Below are 19525 nucleotides of genomic sequence, written 5' to 3' on the forward strand. Positions count from 1 at the left end.
CGGGCTGTACCCGCTGCGCGCACAATGGTGGCCATGACAGCGGCCCCCATGACTGATGCACGTACCCGCCAGGCCGATGCCCTGGTTGAAGGCCTGCAACGCGAAGCCGGCGGCAAGCTGACCGTGTTCCTCGGCGCGGCGCCGGGCGTGGGCAAGACCTACACCATGCTGACCCGCGCGCAGGAACAGCTGCGCCGCGGCGTCGACCTGGTGGTGGGCCTGGTGGAAACCCATGGACGCACCGATACCCAGGCCCTGTTGGAGGGCCTGCCGCAGCTGCCGCTGAAGGACGTGGCCTATCACGGCCATGCCCTGCAGGAGATGGACCTGGATGCCGTGCTGGCACGGCATCCGGCGCTGGTGCTGGTGGATGAACTGGCCCATCGCAATGCGCCCGGCAGCCGCCATGAGCGGCGCTGGCAGGATGTGATGGAGCTGCTGGACGCCGGCATCGACGTCTGGACCACGGTCAACATCCAGCATCTGGAAAGCCTCAACGATGTGGTGATGCGCATCACCGGCGTACGCGTCAGCGAGACCGTGCCCGACGGCGTGCTCGACCGCCTGCACGACATCGTGCTGGTCGATCTGCCGCCGCGCGAACTGATCGCTCGCCTGCAGCAGGGCAAGGTCTATGTGCCCGAACAGGCCGCACAGGCACTGCAGGCGTTCTTCTCACCGGCCAACCTGACCGCGCTGCGCGAACTGGCGATGCAGGAAGCCGCCGACCGCGTCGACAGCAGCCTGCGCGAAACCCGCGCCGCGCGTGGCGAAGGCAATCTGCCCCTGCGTCGCGGCGTTCTGGTGGCCATCGACGGGGGCGGCCAGAGCGAATACCTGGTGCGCGTGGCGCGGCGCATCGCAGAGCGCCGTGACGCGCCGTGGACGGTAGTGACCGTGCAGGGCCGGCGCCAGGACGAGGCGACCCGGCGCGAGATCGATGCGGCCTTTGCGCTGGCAAGGCGGCTGGGCGGCGACGCCGAACTGCTGCATGGATCGAGCATCGCCGATGCCCTGCTCGACCATGCCGCACACAACGGCGTGTCGACCCTGGTGCTGGGCCGGACCCGCGAACGTCCACTGGCACGGATGTTCAACCGCACCCTGACCCAGCAGCTGATCCAGCGTGGCGCGCATTACGAGATCACCATCATCAGCACGCCACAGGCACGCGCACGCTCGCGCCGCGAGAGCCTGCTGCCGCCAATGCGCGGTATCAGTCATGAACCGGCACAAGCCCTGATCGCTACCGCGCTGGCCTGTGCGGTGGCGTGGCTGGCCGAACACTGGGTGGGCATGGCCGACCTGTCGATGGTGTTCATCGTCGCGGTGGTGCTGGTGGCTGCACGCACGCGCGCCAGCGTGGCGGTGATGGCCGCGATCCTGTGCTTCCTGGCCTACAACTTCCTGTTCATCGCGCCGCGCTTCACCTTCGCCATCGGTGCACGCCAGGGCGTGATCACCGTGTTCCTGTTCCTGGCCGCGGCACTGGTGGCCGGGCGCCTGGCCTCGCGCCTGCGCATGCAGGTGATTGCGCTGCGTGCGGCCAACCGCCATGCGCGTGCGCGCCAGCAGCTGGGCCGTCAGCTGGCCAGCGCGGCCGGCAACGGCGAGGTGGCACAGGCGGGCCGGCATGCGCTGGAGCAGGCCCTGGACGTGCCGGCGTGGCTGCGGATCGGCACCGATACCGCCGCCGGTGGCCGCAACCAGCCTGGCGATACCGACCTGGCTGCCGCCGACTGGGCACTGCGCCACGGCCAGCCCAGTGGGCGCTTCACCGATACCCTGGCCGGTGCGCAATGGTGGTTCCTGCCGTTGCTGGACGGCGAAGACCGTGCGATCGGCGTGGCCGGCCTGTACCTGCCCGGCGCACAGGCGCGCCTGCTGCCCGAACAGCGGCAGCTGGCCGAAGCGATGGTCGATGACATCGCACAGGCCGCGCTGCGTACCCGGCTGGTGGCGGAACTGGAGCAGGCACACGTCAGCAACGAGACCGAGCGGCTGCGCTCGGCGCTGCTCTCCTCGGTGTCGCACGACCTGCGCTCGCCATTGGCGGCGATGATCGGGTCGGCCGACAGCCTGGCCAGCTACGGTGCGGCCATGGATACAGCCGATCGCCGTGCTTTGCTGGACACCATCCTGGTCGAGGGCGAACGGCTGGACCGCTACATCCAGAATCTGCTGGACATGACCCGGCTGGGTCATGAAGGGCTGAAGATCAACCGCGACTGGATCGGCGTGGACGAGCTGATCGGCTCGGCGGCACGGCGCCTGCAGCGCTACCAGCCAAAGGTGCGGCTGGAGCTGGACATCCCAGCCACGCTGGCACCGATCTGGGTGCACCCGGCGCTGGTCGAACAGGCCGTGTTCAACGTGATGGAGAACGCGGCCAAGTTCTCGCCGCCCGACGCCGCCGTGCAGGTACAGGCGCGCGAGCTGGACGGCCAGCTGCGCATCGACGTGATCGATGCCGGCCCCGGCATTCCCGATGACGAGCGCGCGCGCATCTTCGACATGTTCTACAGCGTCGAGCGTGGCGACCGGGGCCGCCACGGCACCGGCCTGGGCCTGACCATCTGCCAGGGCATGATCGGCGCACATGGCGGCAGCGTGCAGGCGCTGCCCGGACGCGACGGTCGCGGTACCCTGATCCGCATCACCCTGCCCCTGCTCAAGCCAGCCTCCCACGATGAGCCCGACCCCGATTGATGCCAGCGTGCCGGCCGCACGCGTGCTGGTGATCGACGATGAAACCCAGATCCGCCGGTTCCTGGACATCAGCCTGCGCGCGCAGGGCTACCAGGTGCGGCAGGCCGCCACCGGCCAGGAAGGCCTGCAGCTGGCCGCCAGCGAAGACATGGACCTGGTGATCCTGGACATTGGCCTGCCGGACATGGAAGGCCATGAGGTCCTGGAACAGCTGCGCCAGTGGAGCCAGGTGCCGGTGATCATGCTGACCGTGCGCGCCGGCGAAGCCGAGAAGGTGCGCGCACTGGATACCGGCGCCAACGACTATGTGACCAAGCCGTTCGGCACGCAGGAGCTGATGGCGCGCGTGCGGGCGCTGCTGCGCACGCGCAGCGTGCCGACCGATGGCACGCCGCCGGTGTTCGACGATGGCCACCTGCACGTGGACCTGGTGCGTCGCGAAGTCGCCCTGCAGGGTGAACCGGTGGCGTTGACCCGCAAGGAATACGCGCTGCTGTCGCTGCTGCTGCGCAATGCCGGGCGGGTGGTGACCCAGCCGCAGATCCTGCAGGAGATCTGGGGGCCGACCCACCAGCACGACACCCACTACCTGCGCATCCTGGTCGGCAAGCTGCGGCACAAGCTGGGCGATTCGGCGCTGGATTCGCGCTACCTGTTCACCGAGCCGGGCGTGGGGTTGCGGTTCAAGGGGTAGTGCCGGCCGCTGGCCGGCAACTGCAGGGTGTGTGAGGTTCATGGGCTTGCCGGCCTGCGGCCGGCACTACCCATTCTGCTGCAGCTTCCAAAGGGGTCAGAACCCCAGCGGGGTGTCGCCCAGCACTGGTTGCAGCTGGCTGCGGAACAGGGCCTGGATGCGTTCCAGTGCGGCCTCGTCGTTGCCTTCGAACCGCAGCACCAGCACCGGCGTGGTATTGGAGGCACGCACCAGGCCCCAGCCATCGGCGAAGTCCACGCGCAGCCCATCGATGGTCGACAGGCGGCCACCCACATACGGGTTGTCCGGCGACTGCGCCGCCGCCACCAGCATCGCCACCAGGGCATGCGGCGTCCCGTCGGCCACCGGTACCTTCAGCTCCGGCGTGGCGACCATTTCCGGCAGTTCGCCCAGCACCTCGTCCGGGGTTTCCTCGCGCTGGGCCAGGATCTCCAGCAATCGCGCAGCGGCGTACAGACCGTCGTCGAAACCGAACCAGCGTTCCTTGAAGAAGAAGTGGCCGCTCATCTCGCCGGCCAGCTCGGCATCGGTCTCGCGCATCTTCGCCTTCATCAGCGAATGCCCGGTCTTCCACATCAGCGGGCTGCCACCGTTGCGCAGCACATGGTCGGACAGCTTGCCGGTGCACTTCACGTCGTAGATCACCATCGCGCCCGGATTGCGCATCAACACATCGGCAGCGAACAGCATCAGCAGGCGATCGGCGTAGATGATCCGGCCTTCGCCGGTCACCACGCCCAGCCGGTCGCCGTCGCCATCGAAGGCCACGCCGAGATCGGCGCCAAAGCGCTTGACCGTCTGCACCAGGTCTTCCAGGTTGGCCGGTTCGCTCGGGTCGGGATGATGGTTGGGGAAGGTGCCGTCGACATCGCAGTACAGCGGAATGACGTCGGCGCCGATCGCTTCCAGCAGCTGCGGCGCCAGCGCGCCGGCCACGCCATTGCCGGCATCGGCCACGACCTTCAGCGGGCGGTCCAGCTGCACGTCATCGGCGATGCGCTGGATGTAGTCGGCACTGACATCGCGCTGCTGGTAGTCACCGGGCTCGGCGGCCTGCGCCAGGCGGCCCTCGACGATGCGCTGGTAGAGATCGGTGATGGCATCGCCGGACAGCGTCTCGCCGCCAATGACCACCTTGAAGCCGTTGTACTCGGGCGGATTGTGGCTGCCTGTGACTGCCACGCAGGTGCCGGTACGCAGATGGAAGGCGGCGTAGTACACCAGCGGGGTCGGCGCCAGGCCGATGTCGATCACCGCGCAGCCGGCACGGCGCAGGCCCTCGGCCAGCCCGGCCGTCAGCTCGGGACCGGACAGGCGGCCATCGCGACCGATCACCACCTCGCGCAGGCCCTGCTCCAGTGCCACGGTGCCGATGGCCTGGCCGATCTGCGCCGCTGTCTTCGGTGTCAGTTCACTGCCCACCACGCCGCGGATGTCATAAGCGCGGAAGATGCCGGCGGCCAGCTCCTCGGCCGGCACCGGCGGTGGCGGCGGTGGCGCGGCATCGCCACTGCCGGTCACAGCGGCCACGGGTGGCGGCGCCTGCTGCAGGCTCTCGCTCAGGGTCGGGCCATGGTCGGCCTCGGACGCTGCGGCGCGGCGTGGCAAGGGCAGCGACTTCGGCAGTCGGTCACGTCCCACCACCAGCAACACGGCAATGAACGCCAGCAGCAACGCCACAATGGCGCTGGCCAGCGCGCCCAGGCCCAGCGGACCGGCGTCGACATTCGGTACCGACGCGACCAGTCGCAGCGGCGTGCCTGCAACCGGGCGCGCCAGCGCTTCGGCGCTTTCGGACAGGCCCGCGTCGCCCTGGGTGACCAGATCGAAGCCACCCTGGCGCAGGCCAAGGAAGCCTGCGGACGGCGCACGCACCTGGTCCAGCGGCGAGGTCAGCCGCAGCAGCGGTTGGCGGACATAGATCACGGCCGGCCCCAGGCTGCCCAGCTGCACTGGCGCAGCCAGGCCCAGGCGATTGCTGCCACCATCGCGGACGACGCGCAGGCTGGGTTTGCCCTCAGCCACCGCCGCTTCCAGCAGGGCCAGGCGTGCATACCCGAAGGTGGCCGGATCGGCATAGGCGTTGGCCAGATCGGCCGTCAGCACCTCGACCTGCTCAACCCCGGTCCAGCTCTCGCGCACGGCCAGCGCCGCTGCAGCGGCATCGCCGGCCTGCAGCGCCTGCTGCACGCGATCGTTCTTCAACTGCTGCTGCAGCTGCTGCAACTGGCCAGCAGCGGCCTGCTGCAGGCCCTGCACGGCCTGGTCGCGCGCTTCTTCCAGCGCCTGGCCGTTGGCCTCCTGCCGCCATTGCTGCACCGCGCTCCATCCGAACCAGCCGGCCAGCAGGATCAGCAGCACCCCCAGTAGTGGTGCACTGCGACCCAACGACCGTCCCCGCTGTCCTTCCCCGATGCCGCTCATCGATGTCCCCTGTCAACGCACCCCGGTATGGCCGAATCCACCCGTGCCCCGCACGCTGTCGGTGAAAGTATCCACCACCTGCAGGCTGACGCGGGCAATCGGAACCACCACCAGCTGCGCGATGCGATCGCCGGGCTCGATGGTGAAGGCCTCGCGGCCACGGTTCCAGACGCTGATCAGCAGCGGCCCCTGGTAGTCGGCATCGATCAGGCCGGTGCCATTGCCCAGCACGATGCCGTGCCGATGGCCCAGCCCCGAACGCGGCAGGATCACCGCGCACAGGTTCGGGTCGGCAATGTGGATGGCCAGGCCGCTGGGCACCAGCGCGGTGTCGCCCGGCTGCAGGGTCAGTGCGGTATCCAGCGCCGCGCGCAGGTCCATGCCGGCGCTGGCTTCGGTGGCGTAGGCCGGCAGCGGCCAGCTGTCGCCAAAGCGCGGATCGAGCAGCTTGACCTGCAGCGGCCGGGAAAGGGATGCCTGGGTCATGCCTGGAGTCTCCGCGCGATCAGCGCCAGCAGTTGTTCGGCCAGTTCGCGCTTGGACGTGGCCGGGAATACCTGTTCACCGTCCTGCCAGAAGGCCGTGGCGGCATTGTTGTCGCTCTCGAAACCACCGCCACTGATGCCGACCTGGTTGGCGATCACCAGGTCCAGGCGCTTGTCGATCAGCTTGCCGCGTGCATATTTCTCCACGTCGTGGGTCTCGGCGGCAAAGCCGACCACCAGCTTCAGCGACTGCGTCTGCGCGGCGACTTCGGCCAGGATGTCCGGCGTGCGCACCAGCTCGATCACCAGCGACTGGCTGTCGGCGGTCTTCTTCAGCTTCTGCGCGGCGACCTGGCGCGGGGTGTAGTCGGACACTGCGGCGGCACCGATATAGATGTCGGCGGGCAGCGACTTCAGTACGGCATCGCGCATCTGCGCGGCCGAGCGCACGTCGATGCGCTGCACGCCCGGTGGCGTCGGCAGCTGGACCGGGCCGCTGACCAGCACCACGTGCGCACCCAGCGCGGCGGCGGCAGCGGCCAGGGCAAAGCCCATCTTGCCGCTGCTGCGGTTGCCGACGTAGCGCACCGGATCGATGTCTTCGTAGGTCGGGCCGGCACTGATCAGCAGGCGCAAGCCCTGCAGGGCACGGGTTTCCGGCGCGGCAACCGTCGCAGCGGTACCGCCATTGGCCACCAGCGCGGCCACGATGTCGCCCGGTTCAGCCAGCCGGCCGGGACCGGATTCACCTTCGGCCAGCGGGCCATCGACCGGGCCGATCACCTGCGCACCGCGCTGGCGCAGCAGGGCGATGTTGGCCTGGGTAGCCGGATGCAGCCACATCCGGTGGTTCATTGCCGGGCAGATCGTCAGCGGTGCGGTGCTGGCCAGGCACAGGGTGCTGACCAGGTCATCGGCATGGCCCTGGGCCAGCCGCGCCAGCAGATCGGCGGTACCCGGCGCGACCACGATGCGGTCGGCCCAGCGGGCCAGCTCGATGTGGCCCATGGCCTGCTCGGCGGCGCTGTCCCACAGCGTGGTGCGGGTCGGCTGCCCGGACAGGGCCTGGAAGCTGAGCGGAGTGACGAACTGCTGGGCACCGGCGGTCATCGCCACCTGCACCTGGGCACCGGCATCGCGCAGGCGCCGCACCAGCTCCAGGGCCTTGTAGGCCGCGATCCCGCCTCCGACGCACAACAGCAGTTTCTGGCCTTCCAGCGCGCGGGCCGGCGCGGGGGAAGCGTTGGGGGAGTCAGCCACCTGGAATTCCTGTGCAAACGAGGGCATTAGCTTACCCGATGGTCGGCAATGTCCCGGTACACGGCACACATAGCGGGCGGCTATCAGCAGATGGGACTTGCGCCACAACGCTTCCGGGGTTCAAGACACTGCGATTCGGAACTTTCCTATACCTGTTGGCCGGCCACGTTTGCAGAATCGTCAGTGGCCACCGCAGGTGTGCCGCTTCGCTTTTCGAGGATTCCGCGTGCACCCGCGCATCATCATCGCCGACGACCATCCCGTCGTCCTGCACGGCATCCGCATCGTGCTGCAGACCCATCTGATGGAGGTCGTCGGCAGCGCGCGTGACGGCGCCCAGCTGCTGCAGCTGGTCGAGCACCACGGCTGCGACGCGGTGCTGACCGACCTCTCCATGCCGGGCACCGGCCCGGATGGCCCGGAACTGATCGCTGAGCTGCGCGAACGCCACCCGGGCATGCCCGTGGTGGTGCTTACCGGCGCCCGTCACCCCGGCCTGCTCGATGGCCTGCTGCGTGAAGGTGTCAGTGGCCTGGTCGACAAGTGCGCCGATTTCGGCGAGTTGCCGCAGGCCCTGAACGCGGCCATGGCCGGGCAGGTGTTCGTCTCGCAGCAGCTGCGCGACCACCTGCAGGCGCGCGACCTGATGTTCGCGCGTGAGCCGGCGGCGCTGTCGGCCCGCGAACAGGAAGTGCTGGACCTGTTGGCCGCCGGGCTGAAAGTGAACGCCATCGCCGTCCACTGCGGCCGCAGCCCGAAAACGATCAGCCGGCAGAAGGCCGAAGCCAAGCGCAAGCTGGGGCTGCAGAACAACCAGGAGCTGTTCGCCTATCTGCAGTCGCGACGCGACTGAGGCAACAGCCTACCCGGGCGTGCGTCCTGCCCTGATGGGACGCATCACCCGCGCTGGCGATGATGCAGGCATGCCCATCCATGACTGGCCCGAGCAGGAACGTCCCCGCGAGAAGCTGATCGCCCGCGGCCCCGCCACGTTGTCCGACGCAGAGCTGCTGGCGCTGTTTCTCGGCTCCGGCTTCGGTGGACGCGACGCGGTGCAGACCGCCCGCGACCTGCTGCAGGCGCATGGCCCGCTGCGCGTGCTGCTGGACCGCCCGGCCCGCGAGCTGGCCCGGTTGCCGGGGCTGGGGCCGGCACGAAGCTGTGCACTGGCCGCCGGCCTGGAACTGGCCCATCGCTACCTGGCCGCCGAGCTTCAGCAGGGCGAGGCGGTCGGCAACAACCCGGCCGCGGTCGGCCGCTACCTGCAGCACCGCCTGCGCGGCCAGGCCCGCGAGATCTTCATGGCGCTGTTCCTGGACAACCGCCACCGGCTGATCGCCTGCGAGGAACTGTTCCAGGGCACCATCAATGCCGCCCCGGTCTACCCCCGCGAGGTGGTGCGGCGAGCCCTGCTGCACAATGCGGCAGCGGTGATCCTCAGCCACAACCACCCCTCCGGCGACCCGGAACCCTCCGGCGCCGATACCCGGATCACCGATGAACTGCAGCAGGCGCTGGCACTGGTGGACGTACGCCTGCTGGACCACTTCGTGGTCGGCGAAGGCCGCCCCGTTTCGTTTGCTGAACGGGGCCTGCTGTCCCCGCCCCAGCCACGCCTGTTCGGCTGAGCGGGCCTGACCAGGGCCGGGCAGGTACCCCCGCAGGCATGTTCTGGTCAGCGTGGGCGCGGGTATCTGCGCTAAAATGGGCGATTCCGCCGCTCATTCTCACAGCAGGCCTCGTGAAAAATCTCCTCCGCGCCCTGATCAGCCAAGGCATCGAAGCCTTGCGCGCCAATGGCACCCTGCCCGCCGACTCCCTGCCGCCGGACTTCGTGGTCGAGCGCCCGAAGACCCGTGACCATGGCGACTTCGCCACCAACGCCGCGATGCTGCTGGCCAAGGCCGCGCGCAGCAATCCGCGCGCACTGGCTCAGGCGCTGGTCGAGGCGCTGCCGCGCAGCGAGGACGTCAGCAAGGTCGAGATCGCCGGCCCCGGCTTCATCAACTTCCACCTGGCTCCGGCTGCGTACCAGCGCGAAGCCGCGTCGGTCATCAAGGAAGCCCACGACTACGGCCGCAACCTGTCCGGCAACGGCCGCACGGTGGGCGTGGAGTACGTGTCGGCCAACCCGACCGGCCCGCTGCATGTCGGCCATGGCCGCGCGGCGGCGATCGGCGACTGCGTGGCCCGCGTGCTCGATGCCAACGGCTGGAACGCCAAGCGCGAGTTCTACTACAACGACGCCGGCGTGCAGATCGAGAACCTGGCGCTGTCGGTGCAGGCCCGCGTGAAGGGCATTGCGCCGGACCAGGAAGGCTGGCCGGAAGGCGGCTACCGCGGCGAATACATCGCCGATGTTGCCCGCGCCTACATGGCCGGCGCCAGCGTTGACCTGGAAGGCACGCTGGTGGTCGGCGCCAAGGACCCGGACGACATGCAGTCGATCCGTCGCTTCGCCGTGGCCTACCTGCGCAACGAGCAGAACCTGGACCTGGCCGCCTTCGGCGTCGACTTCGACATCTACTTCCTGGAAAGCTCGCTGTACACCGATGGCAAGGTCGCCGAGGCCGTGGCCAAGCTGCAGGCCTCCGGGCACACCTACGAGGAAGGCGGCGCGCTGTGGCTGCGCAGCACCGATTTCGGTGACGACAAGGACCGCGTGATGCGCAAGTCCGACGGCACCTTCACCTACTTCGTACCGGACGTGGCCTACCACCTGTCCAAGTGGCAGCGCGGCTACGAGCGCGCGATCACCGAACTGGGTGCCGATCACCACGGCTCGCTGGCGCGCGTACGCGCCGGCCTGCAGGCGCTGGAAGTGGGCATCCCGCAGGGCTGGCCGGAATACGTGCTGCACCAGATGGTCACCGTCATGCGCGGCGGCGAGGAAGTGAAGCTGTCCAAGCGTGCCGGCAGTTATTTCACCCTGCGCGACCTGATCGAGGAGGCCGGCCGCGATGCGACCCGCTGGTTCCTGATCGCGCGCAAGCCCGATTCGCAGCTGACCTTCGACATCGACCTGGCCCGCCAGCAGAGCAACGACAATCCGGTGTTCTACGTGCAGTACGCGCACGCCCGCGTCTGCAGCCTGCTGCGCCAGGCCCAGGAAAAGGGTCTTGTGTACGAGCAGGGCAATGGCCTGGCCAATCTGGGCCGCCTGGCCGACGATGCCTCGCTGGGGCTGATGAACGAGATCTCGCGGTATCCGGAAGTGGTGGAAGCGGCCGGCGTGGCGCTGGAGCCGCACCTGGTGGCGCAGTACCTGCGTGAATTGGCGCATGCCTTCCACACGTGGTATCACGGGACGCCGGTGCTGGTGGACGACGCCACCGATCGCAACGCCAAGCTGACCCTGGCCTGCGCGGCGCGCCAGGTGCTGGCCAACGGCCTCGAACTCCTGGGCGTGAGTGCCCCGGAAAAAATGTAAGCATCAGGAGACGCAGTACACATGGCAGCACGACGCGGCAAAACCCAGGCACGACGCAACAGCAGCAGCCAGGGCACCCCCGGATGGGTGTGGCTGGTGGCCGGTGTGGCGATCGCCGCCGTGGTGTTCCTGGCGGCGCCGAACCTGTTCAAGGGCGAAGGCGATGGCTTCCTGCGTGCCGGTCCGCAGCCGAACCCGAACGCGCAGCCGGCCCCGGTCGCTGATGCCGACAGCGATGTCGGCAGCCAGCCGGCCGCGCAGCCGGCCACGCCGAAGCCGGCCGAACCGGAGAAGCCCGCCGCGACGCAGTACGACTTCTACACCCTGCTGCCGGGCAAGGAAGTGGAAATGTCCGACGCCGAACTGGCCGCCAGCGCGCGCGCCGAGGATCAGCGCCGGGCCAAGGCCGAAGCGTCGCGCGCGCAGGCCGCGCTGGAGGGCAAGCCGGTACCGCCGGCCAGTACGGCCACGCCGGCACCGCCCGCAACGGCCAGCGTCGCAAGCACTGCGCCGGTAACCGCGACCAACCGTCCGCTGCCGGCACCGCTGAACGAGCGCCCGACCGCGGCAACCCCGTCGGCCAGCACGGCGGCCGCCACTCCAGCGCCGCGCGCGGAAAGCGCGCCCGCCGCGTCGGCACCGCCGGCATCCGCTGCTGCACCGGCGGCCGCCGACAACGCCCGCTACATCCTGCAGGCAGGAGCCTTCGGTGCTTCCGGTGACGCCGAAGCCACCAAGGCCAAGCTCGCCATGATGGGCCTGGCGGCACGCGTGGAGTCGGCGCAGATCAACGGCAAGACCGTGTACCGCGTGCGCATGGGCCCGTACGGCAGTGCCGGCGAGTTGTCCGAAGCCAAGCAGAAGCTGGATGGCACCGGCCTGCAGGCGATGGCGATCAAGGCGCAGTAAGCCTGCCGATGTGAATGAAAAAGCCGGGCAGTGCCCGGCTTTCTTGTTTCTGTAGAGTCGAGCATGGCTCGACTCTACAAAAAGCGATTACGACTCCGGTCAGCCCTCGCGGGCGACCTGGAATCCGGCGAACGACTGGCTGACCGGCATCAGCTCCAGCCGGTTGATGTTCAGGTGCGGCGGCAGGCTGGCCACCCAGAAGATCTGCTCGGCGATGTCTTCGGCGGTCATCGGGTTGGCGCCGCTGTACAGCTTGTCCGAGGCGTTCTGATCGCCATGGGTACGTACCACGGTGAATTCGGTTTCGGCCATGCCCGGCTCGATCGTGGTCACGCGCACGCCGGTGCCGTGCAGGTCCGAACGCAGGCCCAGCGAGAACTGGCTGACGAAGGCCTTGGTGCCACCGTAGGCGTTGCCCCCCGGGTACGGGTAGACGCCGGCCACCGACGAGATGTTGATGATCGCGCCCTTGCGCTCCACCAGCTGCGGCAGCAGGCGATGGGTCAGGGTCACCAGCGCGGTGATGTTGGTGTCGATCATCGTGGTCCAGTCCGACAGCGTGGCGCTCTGTGCCGGCGCGGTGCCCTGCGCCAGGCCGGCGTTGTTGACCAGCAGGTCGATCTCGCCAAAGGCCGGCGGCAGCGCCAGCAGGGCCGCCTCCATCGCCACCGCATCGCGGATGTCGAAGGCGGCGGCGTGCACCACGTCCTTGCCGTAGCGCTCGACCAGCGGCTGCAGGCGTTCGCTGCGGCGGCCCGTGGCGATCACTTTCCAGCCGGCCTGGGCGAAGCGGTGGACGGCGGCGGCGCCGAAGCCGGACGTGGCGCCGGTAATCAGGACAGTGCGGGTCATCAGGCAACTCCAGGGGGAAAAACCGGACGCCCATTCTGGCATTCCCGGCCCGTCCTGAGGTGCCCGCCGTCCAGTCGTCCCCCCGGCTCAACGCACGCGAAACACTCTGGCCTTGGGCAGGTCTTCGTCGACCTGCAGGAACCAGCGCCCGGCAATTCCTGGAACAACGGCGATCTGCGGCGACTGCAACACCGTGCGCAGCTTCATCTGTCCCTTCATCACCTGCCATTGCTGGCCGTTATCAAGGGTGAACAGCGTGCCGGGCTGCCAGCCTGCGACCTCTCCGACCACACGGGCACTGACCGGTTCGTCATCCAGGCCCAGATGCATTGCTGGCGGTGCCGGCACATTGGCAGGCAGCGGCGCAGCGACCGGGGCCACCGCTGCCGTCGACGCGGCGGCCGTGCTCTCTGCCTCGCGCAGTACCCGGTTCAACGCCTGCAACTGCGCTGGACTGAGCCCGACCTCGGCCAGTTGGGATGCACTGAGGCGCCGCTCGACGGGTACGAAGCGGTCCTGGGCAAAGGCAGCGAAGCTGCCGGCGAGCAGTAGTGCGGAAAACAGATACCGGCGCATGCAAGGGTCCCAGCGAACGAGTGCTCACGATGCTGCAGTTCGATGACAGTCCGGTGACACGCCAGGGGCCGGTACAATGGGCCATGATCAACAATGATGTCCTGCGCAGCGTGCGCTATTCCCTGGACCTGGGTGACCAGCACGTGGTCGCCCTGTGCCAGATGGCCGACCCGGCCTTTGCCGTGGATACCGGGCAGGTGAAGGCCTGGCTGCGCCGCGAGGACGAAGCCGGTTTCGAGGCGATGAACGACAGCGCGCTGGCGCACTTCCTCGACGGCCTGATCGTGCACCTGCGTGGCCGCGACGAGAGCCAGCCGCAGCGCGCAGTGGAAACCCGCATCGACAACAACCTGGTGCTGAAGAAGCTGCGCGTGGCGTTCCAGCTGCGCGACGTGGACCTGATGGAGATCTTTGCCAGCGCAGGTTTCAATGTCTCCAAGTCGGAAGTGGGCGCGCTGTTCCGTCAACCCGGGCACGCCAACTACCGGCGTTGCCTGGACCAGATGCTGCGCAACTTCCTCAAGGGCCTGAGCCTGCGCCTGCGCGGCTGAGCACGGCGTCGACGAACGCCCGCGCCGCTGGTGTCGGCAGGCGCTGCCAGATCAGGTGCACGCGCCGGGTCGGGGTCGGCTGCAGCGGAATCTGCACCACGCCCTGGAACCCATCGGCGATCAATGCCGGCACGATGCCGACCGCCAACCCATGGCGGACGAAGCGCTCGACCAGTTCCATCAGGTTGACCTCGAAACGGACCGTGTGCGGCAGTCCGGCTGCGGCAAAAGCATCATCGGTCTGACGGCGTGCGCCGGTGCCGCGCGGGAAGTCGACCAATGCTTCATCCTGCAGTGCGGCCAATGGCAGCCGCTTGCGCCCGGCCAGCCGGTGCGATGGCGCCAGTACCGCTACCAGATCCTCCTCCTGCAGCACCTGATGGCAGACACCGTCCAGCGCTGCCGAAGGCGCCAGGCCGACCAGTGCCACATCCAGCGCGCGCGAATGTACCTGCGCGATCAGGTCCTCGCTCTTGTCCACGCGCAACTGGAACTCCACCTGCGGGTGCACGCGCTGGAACGCCGCCAGCATCGCCACAACGTCGATTCCGGTCAGCGAGGAAATCTGCCCGATGGCCAGCAACCCACGCACTTCGCCACTGACGGCGGCCACGTCGGCGCGCAGGTGGCGCAGGCTGGCCAGCACCTGGCGTGCGTGCACCAGCAACGCCTCGCCGGCGGCGGTGGCCCGCACCTGGCGCGGCAGGCGCTCGAACAGCGTGGCACCCAGTTCCTGTTCCAGGTGGGCGATCTGGTGGCTGAGCGCGGACTGCACCACGTGGCAGCGCTCGGCGGCACGGGTGAAATTGCCCTCTTCGGACAGCGCCACGGCGAACTCGAGCTGCTTGAGGTTCATACAACTATCTTGTTTTCAGATGGCATGGATGATGATGATTCATTTCCATCATGCTCGCAGCAGGCGGACACTGTGCCCCCGCTTCCTGGAACATCGCGTGAGCCCGTCCCTTCCCCCTCTGCACCGTTGGCAGGTGCTGCTGATGTCGGTCGCCACCGGTGTGGCCGTGGCCAGCAACTACTACGCGCAACCGCTGCTGCACACCATCGCCGACGCCTTCGGCGTGCCGTTCGGCCAGGTCGGCATGGTGGTTACCGCCGCGCAGCTGAGCTATGCCGCCGGCTTGATTCTGCTGGTGCCGCTGGGTGACCTGTTCGAACGCCGCCGCCTGATCGTGGTGATGAGCCTGCTGTCGGCGGGCGGACTGGTGATCAGTGCCTGCGCACCGTCGCTGACCTGGTTGCTGGTGGGCACTGCGATCACCGGCCTGTTTTCGGTGGTGGCCCAGGTACTGGTGCCGTTCGCCGCCACGCTGGCCGCGCCGGAACACCGCGGCCGCGTGGTCGGAACATTGATGAGTGGCCTGCTGCTGGGCATCCTGCTGGCGCGTACCGTGGCCGGCCTGCTTTCCAGCCTGGGCGACTGGCGCCTGGTGTATGCGATCGCCGCTGCCACTCTGGTGCTGACCGCACTGGCATTGCAGCGCGGCCTGCCGCGATTCCACCACAGCGCCGGCCTTGGCTATTTCGCATTGCTGCGCTCGATCGGCGTGCTGTTCGTGCAGGAACCGGTGCTGCGCCAGCGTACGCTGCTGGGCGCCTGCAGCTTCGCCATGTTCGCGATCTTCTGGACCCCGCTCGCATTCCTGCTGGCACAACCGCCGTACGCCTACAGCGACGCCACCATCGGCCTGTTCGGGCTGGTCGGTGCGGCCGGCACGCTGGCGGCGGGTCTGGCTGGTCGCATGTCCGACCGTGGCCAGACCGGGCGTGCCACCGCCATTGCACTGGCGCTGTTGCTGCTGTCGTGGCTGCCGCTGGGGCTGTCCGCACACTCGCTGCTGGCATTGCTGCTGGGCGTGGTGGTGCTGGATCTGGCCGCGCAGCTGTTGCACGTCAGCAACCAGAACCTGATCTACGCGCTGCAACCGGCAGCACGCAACCGCCTCAATGCCGGCTACATGACCGGCTATTTCATCGGCGGCTCGCTGGGCTCGCTGCTGTCTGCACAGGTCTACCAGCGCTTCGGCTGGACCGGCGTCTGCGTGGCCGGTGCCGCCGTGGCCGTGCTGGCCCTGCTGCTGTGGCTGCCCGGCGCGCTGCGTGCGCGCCAGGCGTCGCTGGCCGACTAGAAGCTGCCCTGCAGCGCCAGCTCCCATCGCCCACCGGCGTTGCCGGGGAACAGGCGCTTGGCTGCGTTGTCCGTGCCATGCACGGTGGCGCGCAGTTCCCATGCCGGGGTAAGCGAGGCGATGGCACTGAGCTGCCCATGCAGGTAGTCCGGGCCCTGCGCGGTGGCCAGCCAGTACTGGCCCACCGCTGCTTCCAGGCGGAGGCGTTCGTGCAACGGCACACGCACACCAAGCTGGGCATAGGTACCGCGATGGCCACCGGCCAACGCATCGTTGGAATGGGCGACCTGCAGCCAGGCGCGCTGCTTCCAGGTCAACGTGGTGTTGAGCTCGGTCCAGTCCAGCGCGCGGCCGGTGCCCGGGTACACGTAACGGGTCAGGTTGGCATCCAGGCTCCAGTCCGGTGCCAGTGCGCCGGACCAGCCCGCCACCAGGTCGAACTCGCTGCGCGCGCCATTGTCCGGTTTGAACGAAACGTTCGAACCCCACACGCTGGCGTACCATCCCGACGGGATCGAGACCTTCGCGCCGGCCTGCACCGCCGGGTCGCCATCGCTCTGCGAGCTGCCACGCCACACGTAGTCGCTGGTCAATGCAGCACTGCCACTGGCCTGCACCTGTGCCTGCGCGCTGCCGATCCCGAGCAGCCCTGCCAGGGCGGCCACCAGCGCCGCCATCATCCCCTTGCTGTTCACTGCACTGTGTTCCTCGTCGAAGGCGGTCGCGCCGCCGGGACGGCAGTGTCGGGTGCGCCGCCGTAACGGATCGAGGGCGCTGCCCGGCCTGCGGCGCAAATTCGGCGTAAATCCCGTCGATGAAGGCTACGTGCCAGCCGCGCGGTATCATGGCGCCTTGTTTCCAGGAACCAACCACGTGGACGCCATCCTGACCCCGGTATCGATCGGCGAGCTGATCGACAAGATCACCATTCTCGAGATCAAGGCCGAGCGCATCGATGATGCTGCCAAGCTGGCCAACGTGCGCACCGAACTGGATGGCCTGTTGCCCTTGCTGCAGCAGCAGCTGCAGGCGCAGCCGGCATTGGACGCGCTGAAGCAGCAGCTGAAGGCGATCAACGAACGCATGTGGGACATACAGGACCAGCTGCGCGACAAGGAAGCGGCCCAGGTGTTCGACGATGCGTTCACCCAGCTGGCACGCGGTGTCTATGGCACCAATGGCGAGCGCGTGCAGGTGAAGAACGAGATCAACCGCGTGGCCGGTTCGGCGCTGGTGGAAGAGAAGCAGTACCAGGGCGAGTAAGGCCGCTCAGCCACATTCGAGCAGGTGGCGGAAGCGGAACAGGTCACCATCCCCGCGGATGCCGAGCTTGCGGTAGGCCGACGTTTTCTGCGAGCTGATGGTGCTGGCCGAGCGCCCTGAGCGCAGGGCCATTTCACTGGTGCTGACGCCCTTCAGCACCAACCCGAGCACTTCACGCTCGCGCTGGCTCAGCGGCGTCAGCACCGGTGCAGATACCCGGCGTGTGCGTGGCAGCTTCAGCTCCTCACGCAGTTCCGGTGGCACGAAGCGGCCGCCACGGGCGACCACGTCAATGGCGCGCAGCAACGTCTCCGGTGGCATCGACTTGGACAGGAAGCCGCGCGCGCCGGCTCGCATCGCGGTGGTCACCGTACTGGCGTTGCAGTGCGCCGAGAGCACCAGCACCGGCAGCGCCGGCCAACGCTGCGACAGCACGCGCAGCAGGGCCAACCCATCGCCCAGGTCGCCCATCGGCAGCGCATCGATCAGCAGCAGGTCGACACACCTCGGGCTGCGCTCCAGCAACTGCAGCAGGCGCGCCTCGTTGGACAGGCTCACGCGCACCTGCACACCACTGTGTTGGCGGAGCAGAACTTCCACGCCCAACCGCAGTACCGGGTGCGGATCAAGCAGCGCCAGGCGTCGTGGCCGATCAGGCCGCAGGGGCGGGAGTGTCGGTGGCATCGCGGCCTGTCCAGGCAACATGGAACATCCACCGTAGGCCGGTGCCCGCAGCGGCGGAATCCAATTCCTTGCAATGCTCGGCCCGCGTGCACCACCAGTCAGACGGCATTTTGTTTCGCGCCGCCACAAACGCAACAGGCCCGGCAAGAGCCGGGCCTGTCGAGACTTCTCCAGCGCGCAGGCGCGCCGGAACAGCAATTACCAGCTGAAGCGCGGGCCGACGGTGTATTCCTTGTCGCCGTCGCGGTTCATCTTCAGTTCGCCGTTCAGGCCCCAGTTCTGGTTCAGCTTGACCTGACCACCCAGGCGGCCGTACCACTGGCCTTCCGGGTTGACGCCGTGCTTCTTCGAGAAATCTTCGTAGCCGACCATGCCATAGACCTCGGCGTGGGCACCGAAGGCGGTGCGGATACCGGCTTCAGCGCTGTAGCCGTTGAAGTCCAGGCCGTGCTTCGGGTCGAGCTTCTGGTAGGCAACGCGGGCAACGAAGTCGGTGCTCGGAGCGATTTCAACGTTGTAGCCTGCACCGATCTTCCACTGGTCCAGCTTGACGTTGGTGTGGTCGAATTCCTGACGGCTGTACTCACCGAAAGCGTGGAAGTTCGGCAGGAAGCCGTACGAACCCTTCACGCCCCAACCGTCGGACTTGAACGCGTCGTTGTCGGTCTTGGCGTAGTTGGCTTCGGCGTAGTTGTAGGACAGGTTTTCAGCAGCCGAGGCGGTGAACGGCAGGGCAGCGGCCAGGGCCAGAGCAATCAGCGAATTCTTCATGGGGGTACACCTTTACTTTCTTATGGTGTGCAGCAGCGCCAGGGCGCCATCGCATCGGGAATGTAAATTCTCCGTTATTCGCCACAACGCTCCCTGAAAACAGCAGTCTTCGCATTGCTGAATTTTCTGGCTTGATTCAGGCTGTATCTGGCATACGCGCGCGGCGCGCGTGCATTTTCAGGTTTCTTCACGATCCAGCGCTGTCGATCCCCGATCCCCTGGTTCGTCGTGTACTTGAAGGCCGTGCATGTGGCACGGTCCATCCGGAGGCTGGCAATGAGCTACATCGATGGTTTCGTCCTGGCGGTGCCCACCGCCAACAAGGAGAAGTTCCTCGCCCATGCACGCACAGGAGATCCGGTCTTCATCGAGTACGGGGCACTGCGCGTGGTCGAGTGCTGGGGCGATGACGTGCCGCACGGCAAGACCACCGACTTCTTCGGCGCGGTGAAAGCCACGCCGGACGAGACGGTGGTGTTTTCCTGGATCGAATGGCCCGACAAACCGACCCGCGACGCCGGCATGAAGAAGATGATGGAAGACCCGCGGTTTGACCCAACGAAGAATCCGATGCCGTTTGACGGTGCGCGGATGATCTACGGCGGCTTCGTGCCGATCTACGAGCTGACCCGCTGAACCCGGCGGACGTGCTCAGCGCGCGTCCGTTTCATCGCTGGCAGTGGCATGGCCGGCGCCCAGTGCGGCGCCGGCACCGAGGCCCATGCCGCCCATGCCAGCGCCCATTCCGC

General features: G+C 67.9%; 19 protein-coding genes. 10 read left to right on the forward strand and 9 right to left on the reverse strand.

Annotated elements, in window-relative coordinates; all coding sequences use genetic code 11:
- Positions 1-48: 48 nt before the first annotated feature.
- Positions 49-2709, forward strand: a complete 2661-nt coding sequence (locus A7X97_RS06205; RefSeq protein WP_072168700.1) for a sensor histidine kinase — start codon at positions 49-51, stop codon at positions 2707-2709.
- Positions 2690-3403, forward strand: coding sequence for a response regulator transcription factor (locus A7X97_RS06210; RefSeq protein ID WP_005420506.1), 714 nt, complete (start codon positions 2690-2692; stop codon positions 3401-3403). The genes A7X97_RS06205 and A7X97_RS06210 overlap by 20 nt, the downstream gene beginning before the upstream one ends.
- A 96-nt stretch (positions 3404-3499) precedes the next feature.
- On the opposite strand, the gene A7X97_RS06215 is transcribed toward A7X97_RS06210, so the two are convergent.
- The 3 genes from A7X97_RS06215 to coaBC are packed head-to-tail and all read right to left on the reverse strand — an operon-like array spanning position 3500 to position 7620.
- On the reverse strand, positions 3500-5848 hold the full coding sequence (locus A7X97_RS06215; RefSeq protein ID WP_111007693.1) for a phosphomannomutase/phosphoglucomutase: 2349 nt from the start codon (positions 5846-5848) through the stop codon (positions 3500-3502).
- A 12-nt stretch (positions 5849-5860) separates the two neighbouring features.
- Entirely contained in the window at positions 5861-6334 is a 474-nt protein-coding gene (dut, locus tag A7X97_RS06220; RefSeq protein WP_061478745.1) for a dUTP diphosphatase, read from the reverse strand.
- The gene (gene coaBC, locus A7X97_RS06225) at positions 6331-7620 is read right to left on the reverse strand and encodes a bifunctional phosphopantothenoylcysteine decarboxylase/phosphopantothenate--cysteine ligase CoaBC (RefSeq protein ID WP_061478746.1); all 1290 of its coding nucleotides are present in this window, start codon (positions 7618-7620) and stop codon (positions 6331-6333) included. The genes dut and coaBC overlap by 4 nt, the downstream gene beginning before the upstream one ends.
- A gap of 199 nt (positions 7621-7819) precedes the next feature.
- Here coaBC and A7X97_RS06230 point away from each other — a divergent pair, with 199 nt between their 5' ends.
- From A7X97_RS06230 to A7X97_RS06245, 4 genes are all read left to right on the forward strand, one after another.
- Positions 7820-8446: a response regulator gene (locus A7X97_RS06230; protein WP_072168702.1), complete on the forward strand. Its 627-nt coding sequence runs from the start codon at positions 7820-7822 to the stop codon at positions 8444-8446.
- 70 nt (positions 8447-8516) lie between these two features.
- Positions 8517-9221, forward strand: a complete 705-nt coding sequence (gene radC, locus A7X97_RS06235) for a RadC family protein (RefSeq protein WP_014035697.1) — start codon at positions 8517-8519, stop codon at positions 9219-9221.
- Positions 9222-9334: 113 nt separating this feature from the next.
- Complete coding sequence (gene argS, locus A7X97_RS06240) at positions 9335-11023, forward strand: arginine--tRNA ligase (protein ID WP_072168704.1); 1689 nt, start codon at positions 9335-9337, stop codon at positions 11021-11023.
- 21 nt (positions 11024-11044) lie between these two features.
- The gene (locus tag A7X97_RS06245) at positions 11045-11932 is read left to right on the forward strand and encodes an SPOR domain-containing protein (protein ID WP_111007694.1); all 888 of its coding nucleotides are present in this window, start codon (positions 11045-11047) and stop codon (positions 11930-11932) included.
- Between the two features lie 99 nt (positions 11933-12031).
- On the opposite strand, the gene A7X97_RS06250 is transcribed toward A7X97_RS06245, so the two are convergent.
- Complete coding sequence (locus tag A7X97_RS06250; protein WP_005420523.1) at positions 12032-12784, reverse strand: SDR family NAD(P)-dependent oxidoreductase; 753 nt, start codon at positions 12782-12784, stop codon at positions 12032-12034.
- A gap of 87 nt (positions 12785-12871) precedes the next feature.
- The gene (locus A7X97_RS06255; protein WP_069138031.1) at positions 12872-13360 is read right to left on the reverse strand and encodes a hypothetical protein; all 489 of its coding nucleotides are present in this window, start codon (positions 13358-13360) and stop codon (positions 12872-12874) included.
- An 83-nt stretch (positions 13361-13443) separates the two neighbouring features.
- Between A7X97_RS06255 and A7X97_RS06260 the strand changes: the two genes are divergently transcribed.
- Positions 13444-13911, forward strand: a complete 468-nt coding sequence (locus A7X97_RS06260) for a YehS family protein (RefSeq protein ID WP_005420526.1) — start codon at positions 13444-13446, stop codon at positions 13909-13911.
- Here A7X97_RS06260 and A7X97_RS06265 read toward each other — a convergent pair.
- Positions 13880-14767 carry a LysR family transcriptional regulator gene (locus A7X97_RS06265; protein WP_111007695.1) on the reverse strand — a complete coding sequence of 296 codons (888 nt, stop codon included), beginning with the start codon at positions 14765-14767 and terminating at the stop codon, positions 13880-13882. The genes A7X97_RS06260 and A7X97_RS06265 overlap by 32 nt on opposite strands.
- A 142-nt stretch (positions 14768-14909) precedes the next feature.
- Between A7X97_RS06265 and A7X97_RS06270 the strand changes: the two genes are divergently transcribed.
- Positions 14910-16058 (forward strand): MFS transporter, encoded by a 1149-nt coding sequence (locus A7X97_RS06270; protein ID WP_194434067.1) that lies wholly within the window; start codon positions 14910-14912, stop codon positions 16056-16058.
- On the opposite strand, the gene A7X97_RS06275 is transcribed toward A7X97_RS06270, so the two are convergent.
- Entirely contained in the window at positions 16055-16753 is a 699-nt protein-coding gene (locus A7X97_RS06275; RefSeq protein WP_111007697.1) for a TorF family putative porin, read from the reverse strand. The two genes, A7X97_RS06270 and A7X97_RS06275, sit on opposite strands and share 4 nt — an antisense overlap.
- 178 nt (positions 16754-16931) lie before the next feature.
- Here A7X97_RS06275 and A7X97_RS06280 point away from each other — a divergent pair, with 178 nt between their 5' ends.
- Positions 16932-17321 (forward strand): DUF6165 family protein, encoded by a 390-nt coding sequence (locus A7X97_RS06280; RefSeq protein ID WP_111007698.1) that lies wholly within the window; start codon positions 16932-16934, stop codon positions 17319-17321.
- A 6-nt stretch (positions 17322-17327) separates the two neighbouring features.
- Here A7X97_RS06280 and A7X97_RS06285 read toward each other — a convergent pair whose 3' ends face one another.
- Positions 17328-18005, reverse strand: coding sequence for a response regulator transcription factor (locus A7X97_RS06285; RefSeq protein ID WP_180885742.1), 678 nt, complete (start codon positions 18003-18005; stop codon positions 17328-17330).
- A 198-nt stretch (positions 18006-18203) separates the two neighbouring features.
- Entirely contained in the window at positions 18204-18776 is a 573-nt protein-coding gene (locus A7X97_RS06290; RefSeq protein WP_072168711.1) for an OmpO family porin, read from the reverse strand.
- Positions 18777-19052: 276 nt separating this feature from the next.
- Here A7X97_RS06290 and A7X97_RS06295 point away from each other — a divergent pair, with 276 nt between their 5' ends.
- Positions 19053-19412 (forward strand): DUF1428 domain-containing protein, encoded by a 360-nt coding sequence (locus A7X97_RS06295; protein WP_049414306.1) that lies wholly within the window; start codon positions 19053-19055, stop codon positions 19410-19412.
- The last annotated feature ends 113 nt before the right edge of the window (positions 19413-19525 follow it).

Source organism: Stenotrophomonas sepilia, from assembly GCF_003244875.1.
Classification (GTDB): domain Bacteria; phylum Pseudomonadota; class Gammaproteobacteria; order Xanthomonadales; family Xanthomonadaceae; genus Stenotrophomonas; species Stenotrophomonas sepilia.

Excerpts from the sequence above, each read along its gene's own strand:
- A7X97_RS06245 (WP_111007694.1), top strand. The coding sequence starts at position 11,045 with ATGGCAGCACGACGCGGCAAAACCCAGGCACGACGCAACAGCAGCAGC.
- A7X97_RS06285 (WP_180885742.1), bottom strand. The coding sequence starts at position 18,005 with ATGCCACCGACACTCCCGCCCCTGCGGCCTGATCGGCCACGACGCCTG.
- A7X97_RS06265 (WP_111007695.1), bottom strand. The coding sequence starts at position 14,767 with ATGAACCTCAAGCAGCTCGAGTTCGCCGTGGCGCTGTCCGAAGAGGGC.
- A7X97_RS06290 (WP_072168711.1), bottom strand. The coding sequence starts at position 18,776 with ATGAAGAATTCGCTGATTGCTCTGGCCCTGGCCGCTGCCCTGCCGTTC.
- A7X97_RS06250 (WP_005420523.1), bottom strand. The coding sequence starts at position 12,784 with ATGACCCGCACTGTCCTGATTACCGGCGCCACGTCCGGCTTCGGCGCC.
- radC (WP_014035697.1), top strand. The coding sequence starts at position 8,517 with ATGCCCATCCATGACTGGCCCGAGCAGGAACGTCCCCGCGAGAAGCTG.
- A7X97_RS06215 (WP_111007693.1), bottom strand. The coding sequence starts at position 5,848 with ATGAGCGGCATCGGGGAAGGACAGCGGGGACGGTCGTTGGGTCGCAGT.
- dut (WP_061478745.1), bottom strand. The coding sequence starts at position 6,334 with ATGACCCAGGCATCCCTTTCCCGGCCGCTGCAGGTCAAGCTGCTCGAT.
- A7X97_RS06295 (WP_049414306.1), top strand. The coding sequence starts at position 19,053 with ATGAGCTACATCGATGGTTTCGTCCTGGCGGTGCCCACCGCCAACAAG.
- A7X97_RS06205 (WP_072168700.1), top strand. The coding sequence starts at position 49 with ATGACTGATGCACGTACCCGCCAGGCCGATGCCCTGGTTGAAGGCCTG.
- A7X97_RS06270 (WP_194434067.1), top strand. The coding sequence starts at position 14,910 with ATGTCGGTCGCCACCGGTGTGGCCGTGGCCAGCAACTACTACGCGCAA.
- A7X97_RS06210 (WP_005420506.1), top strand. The coding sequence starts at position 2,690 with ATGAGCCCGACCCCGATTGATGCCAGCGTGCCGGCCGCACGCGTGCTG.
- A7X97_RS06260 (WP_005420526.1), top strand. The coding sequence starts at position 13,444 with ATGATCAACAATGATGTCCTGCGCAGCGTGCGCTATTCCCTGGACCTG.
- A7X97_RS06255 (WP_069138031.1), bottom strand. The coding sequence starts at position 13,360 with ATGCGCCGGTATCTGTTTTCCGCACTACTGCTCGCCGGCAGCTTCGCT.
- coaBC (WP_061478746.1), bottom strand. The coding sequence starts at position 7,620 with ATGCCCTCGTTTGCACAGGAATTCCAGGTGGCTGACTCCCCCAACGCT.